Genomic DNA, 4,447 nt, shown 5'->3' with positions numbered 1-4,447 from the left:
CGTCCCGGCCGTGTGCGCCGCGCATCCTGCAGTGAAACCGCACGGCGCGGTATCCGCGCCGACGGCCAAACGTCCGGCGAGTGCATGGGCGTCGCTGATCGCGCTTTTGGGTAGCACGACAAGGAATTCATCGCCGCCCAGCCGGATCACGTAGTCACCGGCACGGACATGACGCTGGAAGAACGTCGCCATGGCAACCAGGACTTCATCACCGCGCTGGTGACCGAACGTGTCGTTTATCGCCTTGAACTTGTCCAGGTCCAGGGTGACGCACGCCCACGGCACGCCGGGTTCGATGCTCTCCATGTACTGGGCAAGAAAGCGCCGGTTGTAACAGCCGGTCAACGCGTCGCGGATCGACCATTCGCGAAGGCGCTGCTCCTGGAGAACTTGTTCGGTGATGTCCTGCGCGTGACCCAACACCTGCGTTTCGCCAGCATGCGTGTCCACCATGTTGTGGTACTGCCATACCCGCTGCGTGCCATCCCGCGCAACGAAGCGCAGGCGACCCGCGTCGGTACCGCGCGCCTGGATGCGTGCCAGATATTCCGGCACACGCGCCGCGTCGCGTGCCGTCATGAGTTGGCCCACGTGCATGCCGAGCATCTCGGCTTCCGAATAGCCCAACGACTGACACGCCGCTGGATTAACCGTCAGCAGCCGGCCTTCGAGGTCATGAGTGCAGATCAGGCCGAGGCTATAGGTGAACAGGCTGCGGAAGCGTCGCTCGCTGGCGATCAAGGCATCGATGTCCCGGCGCCGCTCGGTGATGTCCTGGAACGCGCCAATCAGACGCGAGGCCCTTCCCTTTCGCTGCTCGACCGCTCCCTGCGCGCGCACCCATATTTGCCTGCCTGTGGCGGTGGTCATGGGCAACTCGAGGTCCCAGCCCTCCCCTTCCTCGATGCCACGGAGCACCGCTGCCTCGAGCACCGTGCGTACCTCAGGGGCGTAATAGCCAATCGCCTCTTCAAGGGTGGGTTCGTGATCGGCCGGCATGTCGTGGATGCGGCAGGTCTGCGCGGTCCAGCGGAGAGTACCGCTTGCCAGGTCCAGCTCCCATCCACCGACCCCTGCGAGCGTTCCGATCTGGTCCAGGAAATCCTCGCTGGTCCGGACTCTCCGGCGAAGCTTCGCGATGACGGACAACTCACGGGGCATCTCGTAATCCCGACAGAAAGGCGTCTGGCGACGCGCGATCCGGGAAGGCTACCTCGAAGATATGAGGGTGGCTAGCTTGTCGCCCGATACGACCTTCTCGCCCGCAACGCCTACCTTCCCATACGCCGAAGCACGCCGTCCCGTTGCACGTAGTGATGGAACAGGGCGGCCAACGTATGCAGCAGGACCAGTGCGGCGAACACATTCGCTGCAAGTCCGTGCCATGCATTCACGCTGAGGATCGTTGCCATATCCTGCTTGCCCGGCACGATCAGAATATTGAACAGCGGAAAGCCATGCACGATGGTATTGGCGAAGCCCAGCGCAAGCACGATCCCCAGTACGACATACAGCCCGACATGGACAACCTTTGCGGCGGCACGCTCGACCGGTGTGCCCACGCCAGGTAGTCGCCTTCCCCGGCGCCATCGCCATGCGATGCGTGCGACGAACACCCCGGTGATGCAGACGCCGAGCAAGACGTGGACCGACCAGATATCGACACGCAACGGACCACGCGCCATAAGCCCCGTCGTGCGACCTATCAGCCACTGGACGGTCACCAGCACGGCAGTCAGCCAGTGCAGGACGATCGAGGGGCGGTCGTAACGTTCTTGCATGGCAATGCTGGGATCAATGAACAAATTCAGTCTCGACAAGAATCGTGACTTCGTCGGCTTCCAGGGGAATCCATTCGCCGACCCCGAAATCCGATCGCTTGAATGTCGCCTCGCCAGAAAAGCCCATGCGTGTCTGCGCGAAGCCGCGATAGACGACCTTCAGGCTGACGGGCTTCTTTACACCGTGGAAATCCAGCACACCATCGACAGTTACGTGATCGCCGACAATCTTCGTTATCGCGGATGTGAAGGTGATGGACGGGTATTTATCGGCTTCAAAATACTTCTCGGCGATTCGCTTGTCGAAGGTCGGGTCACCCGTGCTGACCGACTTCGGGTCGATGGAGATCGCCAGTTTCGAAGCGGTCGCTGACGTGGGGTCGTACGAGAATCCGCCGCTCACGCTATCGAAGCGAAGGGTGTAGCGCGACAGATCCATGTGGGCAAGTTTCGCAGTCACGGACGTGTGATGTGGGTCGAGCTTGTACTCCCCTGCCGCCGCGGCCCTGGGATCCCTGGTTAGATTCAGGTTTTTGTACTGCGACGCGGCGCTCGCGTCTTCCGCTGGCTTCTTATCGGTCTGGGCGATGACGGCGACCGGTGTCACCGAAAGGAATGCCAGCAACGCGGCGGAGGCGATCTTGAGCGGAGTCATCTTTGGGTCCAGTAGCGGGGAGACGGGTCGTCACTGTGACCACCCTAGTCCGTCCGGGCCAAGGCGTCACCCCAACTTTTGGCTGCGGGCGCTCTTATTTCATCCGGGCACAATGCATCAACGGAACGACCCGTCGATGGGATCGCCGTATCATTACCGCCATGAAACGCATCGGCTTCCTCTCATTCGGTCATTGGACCGACTCTCCGCACTCAGCGACCCGGTCTGCGCGCGACGTGCTCCAGCAATCGATCGATCTTGCCGTCGCGGCGGAGCAGATCGGCGCTGACGGCGCYTAYTTCCGCGTCCACCATTTTGCCAATCAGCTGGCATCGCCCTTCCCGCTCCTTGCGGCCATCGGCGCGCGAACCAGCCGCATCGAGATCGGCACCGSCGTSATCGACATGCGSTATGAAAACCCCCACTACATGCTGGAAACCGCGGGGGCTGCCGATCTCATCAGTGGCGGGCGCCTGCAGCTGGGTATAAGCCGCGGCTCCCCCGAGCAGGTCATCGAAGGCTGGCGCCACTTTGGCTACGCGCCTGCGGAAGGAGAAACCGATGCCGACATGGGCCGCCGGCACGCCGAAACCTTCCTCCAGTTGCTCGAGGGAAAAGGCTTCGCCCAGCCCAATCCACGTCCCATGTTTCCTAACCCGCCCGGCCTCCTCCGGCTTGAGCCCCACGCACCCGGCCTTCGCGAACGTATCTGGTGGGGTTCGGCCTCCAACGCGACCGCTGTATGGGCGGCCACCATGGGCATGAACCTGCAAAGCTCGACGCTGAAAGCGAACGAGACCAACGAGCCACTGCATGTGCAGCAGGCCAGGCAGATGCGGCTCTATCGCGAGGCGTGGGCCAAGGCCGACCACGGGCGCGAACCGCGTGTGTCGGTTCTGCGGTCCATCTTTCCCCTGGTCAACGACATGGACCACGCGTATTTCGGTCGAAGCAAGTCCACGGACCAGGTCGGCTTTRTCGACAACATGGAGGCCGTGTTCGGCAGAACCTACGCGGCTGTTCCGGAGGTCCTCGTCGCGGAACTCGCGGCCGACGAGGCCATTGCCGAAGCCGACACGTTGCTTCTCGCCGTGCCCAACCAGCTAGGTGTGGACTACAACGTGCACCTGATTGAATCGATTCTCACGCAGGTGGCCCCGGCGTTAGGGTGGCGGTGACGAACGACTTCGACGCCATCATCTGCCAGGCAATCCGTGAGCGACTCCTGCTTCTCATTGACTATGGCGACACGCAACGCGTCGTGCAGCCCCATGTGTATGGCGACGATCACGCCGGCGATCGTCTGCTCAGTGCCTTTCAGGTCAGTGGAGAAAGCACGTCGGGTGCCGCCCAGGGTTGGAAGTCCTTTCGCATGGACCGCGTTACCTCGGTTGCCCTGGCGGGAGGCACGTTTCACGGAGCCCAACCGGCGTTTCAGCGCAACGATGGCGCGTTTGGTCGGATAATTTGCCAACTTGGTGACTGATGAAGCCACGATGCCCCACATCGATGAGGTGCTTTCCACCTCAGGGGATACATAGCGATGCGCTACGGCCGTGGACTTTGGATGTGCCTTTTGCTGTTGGTATCAACCCGCCCGCACGCGGCTGATTCACCAGGCATCACGTCTGAAGACGTCAGGTTCAGAAGCGACGGCGTAACGCTGGTCGGCACGCTCTTCCGACCCGAGCATCCGTATGCGGCGGTCGTCCTCGTGCATGGATCGGGTCAGGAAAAGCGCATGACGACGTTCGCCTCGCGGCTGGCGAGCGAAGGCATCGCGGTGTTGACGTACGATAAGCGGGGAGTCGGAGAGTCGGGCGGCGTCTACGCAGGTCCGGAAGTCGGCACCAACAATATCGACGCGGCCAACTTCGATCTACTGGCCACCGACGCCAGCGCCGCCGTCGCCGAGCTGTCGACGCGCCTTCCACGCCATAGCGTCCCGCTCGGCCTCGTGGGATTCAGTCAGGCGGGGTGGATCATTCCCCTGGCGGCGAAGAAAAATCCC

6 protein-coding genes are annotated in these 4,447 nt (G+C 62.3%); 3 read left to right on the top strand and 3 right to left on the bottom strand.

The window, feature by feature from the left end; genetic code table 11:
• The 3 genes from AC1DT2_RS16500 to AC1DT2_RS16490 all read right to left on the bottom strand — a co-directional run.
• Positions 1–1,161 (bottom strand): sensor domain-containing diguanylate cyclase (locus AC1DT2_RS16500; protein ID WP_477297507.1); only part of this gene is annotated, 1,161 nt, incomplete at its 3' end.
• Between the two features lie 110 nt (positions 1,162–1,271).
• Positions 1,272–1,781: a cytochrome b gene (locus AC1DT2_RS16495; protein ID WP_477297506.1), complete on the bottom strand. Its 510-nt coding sequence runs from the start codon at positions 1,779–1,781 to the stop codon at positions 1,272–1,274.
• 13 nt (positions 1,782–1,794) lie between these two features.
• Positions 1,795–2,436 (bottom strand): YceI family protein, encoded by a 642-nt coding sequence (locus AC1DT2_RS16490; RefSeq protein ID WP_477297504.1) that lies wholly within the window; start codon positions 2,434–2,436, stop codon positions 1,795–1,797.
• Positions 2,437–2,597: 161 nt separating this feature from the next.
• On the opposite strand from AC1DT2_RS16490, the gene AC1DT2_RS16485 reads away from it, so the two are divergent.
• The 3 genes from AC1DT2_RS16485 to AC1DT2_RS16475 form a co-directional block, all read left to right on the top strand.
• Positions 2,598–3,614 carry an LLM class flavin-dependent oxidoreductase gene (locus AC1DT2_RS16485; RefSeq protein ID WP_477297503.1) on the top strand — a complete coding sequence of 339 codons (1,017 nt, stop codon included), beginning with the start codon at positions 2,598–2,600 and terminating at the stop codon, positions 3,612–3,614.
• Positions 3,611–3,922: a hypothetical protein gene (locus tag AC1DT2_RS16480; protein WP_477297502.1), complete on the top strand. Its 312-nt coding sequence runs from the start codon at positions 3,611–3,613 to the stop codon at positions 3,920–3,922. The genes AC1DT2_RS16485 and AC1DT2_RS16480 overlap by 4 nt, the downstream gene beginning before the upstream one ends.
• 57 nt (positions 3,923–3,979) lie before the next feature.
• Positions 3,980–4,447, top strand: a 468-nt coding sequence (locus AC1DT2_RS16475; protein ID WP_477297500.1) for an alpha/beta hydrolase, incomplete at its 3' end; no start/stop codon positions are given.

The organism is Luteibacter sp. P4_E6, from assembly GCF_056401535.1.
Note: the sequence above shows the minus strand (reverse complement) of the source record. Positions and strands in the feature narration are given on the sequence as shown.

What these genes read in the sequence shown, in the direction of transcription:
- AC1DT2_RS16495 (WP_477297506.1), bottom strand. Translation starts at nt 1,781, where the DNA reads ATGCAAGAACGTTACGACCGCCCCTCGATCGTCCTGCACTGGCTGACT.
- AC1DT2_RS16490 (WP_477297504.1), bottom strand. Translation starts at nt 2,436, where the DNA reads ATGACTCCGCTCAAGATCGCCTCCGCCGCGTTGCTGGCATTCCTTTCG.